Below are 3,684 nucleotides of genomic sequence, written 5' to 3' on the forward strand. Positions count from 1 at the left end.
GACGTCCGTTAGGTCGTTGAAGCTGCCCGAGAAGTCATCCGTAACATCGGTGTCAAGGTTCGGGAACTCATTGTTGACTGCTGTTGCCACCTGTGCATCCGTCAGCTGTGTATCGTTATCGATATCGTCGGCAAACCCCGCAGGTACGTTGTTCAAAGAGGACCACTCCCCGTCAAAATCATCGGTCACATCGGTGTCCAGGTTCGGAAACTCGTTGTTGACGGCCGTGGCCACCTGTGCGTCGGTCAGCTGTGTATCGTTGTCGATGTCGTCGGCAAAGCCGGCGGGCACATTGTTCAAAGAGGACCATTCCCCATCAAAATCGTCGGTGGAATCCGTATCGAGGTTGGCCGGGACGTCCGTAAGGTCATTGAAGCTACCGGAAAAGTCATCGGTCACATCGGTGTCGAGGTTGGGGAACTCGTTGTTGACGGCCGTTGCCACCTGGGCATCGGTCAGTTGGGTATCGTTGTCGATATCATCGGCAAAGCCGGCGGGCACATTGTTAAGTGAGGACCACTCCCCGTCAAAATCGTCGGTAGAATCCGTATCAAGGTTGGCGGGCACGTCCGTAAGGTCGTTAAAGCTACCACTGAAATCATCAGTTGAGTCCGTATCCAGATTGGCCGGTACATCGGTCAGGTCGTTAAAGCTACCGGAAAAGTCGTCAGTCACATCGGTGTCCAAATTCGGGAACTCGTTGTTGACGGCCGTGGCCACCTGTGCGTCGGTCAGCTGTGTATCGTTGTCGATGTCGTCCGCAAAGCCGGCAGGCACATTGTTGAGTGAGGACCACTCCCCATCAAAATCGTCGGTGGAATCCGTATCCAGATTGGCAGGTACATCGGTCAGGTCGTTGAAGCTACCGGAAAAGTCATCGGTCACATCGGTGTCATAACTACTTAAATCGATGGTAGTTGCATCTGGGTCACTGGTTAAGGAAATTACCCCTCCAGTAAATTCCAAATCCTGAATTTCGTTTTGACTATCGGCATCAGCGTCATCCACATTGATATTGATGGTATTGCCGTTATCAATTACTATGTTTCCGGGATTACCATCGGTGCTAAGGTTTTGGTTATCCGTGTTGATGGCACTGATAATGGTTTCTGACCCTATTTCATTGGTAAAAGTATAGGTGCCATCCATATTGTCTACCAAGGTAGTTGTGGTTTCTGGGGCTCCGTTGAAGGTTAGGTCATTTCCCTGGCCATCGGAAAGTGTAATGGTTCCATCTCCATTGTCCGTGTAGGAAAAATTGGTGTTGTTTGATGAATCACAAAGATTGATCCATTGGGCTCCGTTAAAATAGTGCACACAAGCCGTATCCATATTATAAACCACAGCCCCGTTCAAAGGAGAGATGCTTTGCATTTGAGCAGAGGACAGCCGGGTCAAAACCAACGCCTTGTCACTGCTTTCCAATTCCATAATGGAAGTAGGATCAATCGCATTGGGGTTGTCTCCCACCTTGACTTGGGCAAATGTGATAACAGAAAAAAACAGGGCAAAAAAGGGTAATATACTTCTCAATTCCATTACAACTTATTTGATAGCTGGCTAAAAATAGCGTCGGAAGGAGAGAAGTACCACTAATTGTTGTGTAGGTAGATAAGATTGTTGTAAATGGGAATTATGGAAGCAATCCTTTAATTCCGAAGGGGTTATGACGGGTCAATTGAAGCTTTATTCCTACAAACTATCGATCTAGGAACAGGAAACCTTGGTATTCAAGACCTAGATCGTCCAAGGTGACTAAATAATAGTAAAATCCTTCAGGCAGCCCTTTATCTTGGCTTAGGTAGAAATTTCCTGTGTTGGCCAAGCCATTGAACTCATCAACATAATTGATTTTTTCAAACACTTTTTGCCCAAATCTGTTAAAAATTCTCAGGCTATTATTGGGGGATTGGTCCATGTTGTCAATGACAAGAAAATCGTTGACCCCATCCCCATTAGGACTTAGGAAGTAATTTCCCAATGTAGGGTTGTTAACAGCAAACGTATCCGTAGGCAGGGGAACAGTACCAAAGGTTATGACAGCATAGTCATTTGGGTTGAACACTTGGGAAGTGATAAATCCATTGGAAAGGTCTCCGCTTTTGGCAGAATTTCCAATTACAACCCATTGATTGGCACCTTTACTCCAACCCACCACGATTATGGATTCAAAGGAAGCATTGGGAATAGAAGCTAAATCACTTCGTGGATTCCAACTTATTGTAACCGATGCGGGAACACCACTATCCAGAATCCAGAATTCTTTATCCGTTACTGTACCGATATCGGGAACTTTTTCTCCGGTATTATAATTTGCTGCCAATGATGGAGGATTGGAAGGGTTTTCAAACAAATAAGCACATCTGGCAAGTGGAGTATTGCCTTGTGAGTGTAGGGTCAGAGGCCTCAACTGATTTTGATCGCCTACTGGGAAAACAAAAAAGTTTCGATTATTTATAGCAGCGAAACCGGTTATTTTGGCAACATCGCGATCACCACTATAAAATCCGTCCTGCATAAAGTTGAGATATACCGCTTGGTTATCTAGGGGTGTGTCTACGTTTCCTTCAACAAAATTGGTGTTGTTCTGAACGTTTATGGGGTTTTGAAGAAGGATATTGTTGGTCACCATGAATTCAGCATCCCAAAAAGTTGGAGGGATACTGCCCAAAACTTCCAAGGAATTGGTTCCATAAAAGCCAGCCAAACCTACAGTTTGGTCAAATGAGGAATCGTTTATAAAATTAGCATGAAACCCGATTTGACTATCCGGATGCATTTGAATGTTACCGCTGTTGTATAAGCCGTTTTGGGCCTTTATGGATAATCCTAAAAATAGAAACGTTATAAAAAAAGAAGTTTTCAACGTATTACTTTTCGTTTTTATTGAGTAACAAAATCTTAATTTCTCGTATTTCTGATTTTAAGGCTTCGAGTTCTTTGGCCAATTCTTCCTTTTCGGATTCTAACTTTTCAATTTTCTTCTCTTGTTCAATAGTGTGTAAGAATAGTTCTTCAATTTTTTCTAGATGATCGAGCGAAGATTCTGTTAATCGATATTCTCCTGAAGTTTTCACCTCCGAAGCTGACCTGATTCCAGGTAAATGTTTGTGTTCTCTTACGAAGGCCTCAACTTCTTTTAAGCTTCTGAATCTATATGCATTGTTGAGAGATGAAAAATCATCGTAGTATTTTTCGAAAACAAAATCTGGAACAGATAAGGTAATTCCACCAGCAATAAAATCACCGGTTGTAGTTACATCACTAGTAAATACAGGGTTAATTTTACTTCCATCGATATTGGCTCCTGCATTGATATCAATATTTGTAATTGTACCGTCAGCTATTTCATTTGAGGTTATCCCATTAGGTGCTACGTCCGCTGTGAGATTTGGATAGGTCCCACCGGTTGTGATGGTGCCGCTGCCCCCGTCGCCAAGGGTTACCGTTTGGTCCGGTGCCGCGTTGGTCACCTCGAAGTCGTCCCCGACCTGGTTTACGGTGATCCCCGTTCCCGCAGAGACTGTCTGGTCCTCATTGTTCGGGTCGCTATCGGCATCGTTGAGCGTTGCCACGTCGACCGTAAAATTGGGATATGTTCCGCCAATGGTGACGTTTCCGCTCCCCCCGTCGGCCAGGGTTACCGTTTGGTCCGGTGCCGCGTTGGTCACCTCGAAGTCGTCG

At 44.8% G+C, this 3,684-nt stretch carries 1 protein-coding gene and 2 pseudogenes; all 3 read right to left on the minus strand.

The window, feature by feature from the left end; translation table 11 throughout:
• Positions 1-1,539: pseudogene (locus M3P07_RS17675) on the minus strand (hypothetical protein); the annotation flags it as partial.
• A gap of 160 nt (positions 1,540-1,699) precedes the next feature.
• On the minus strand, positions 1,700-2,866 hold the full coding sequence (locus tag M3P07_RS17680; protein ID WP_249971256.1) for a gliding motility-associated C-terminal domain-containing protein: 1,167 nt from the start codon (positions 2,864-2,866) through the stop codon (positions 1,700-1,702).
• Between the two features lie 4 nt (positions 2,867-2,870).
• Positions 2,871-3,684, minus strand: a pseudogene (locus M3P07_RS17685) (hypothetical protein); the annotation flags it as partial.

It is taken from the genome of Flagellimonas myxillae (assembly GCF_023502235.1).
Lineage (GTDB): Bacteria > Bacteroidota > Bacteroidia > Flavobacteriales > Flavobacteriaceae > Flagellimonas > Flagellimonas myxillae.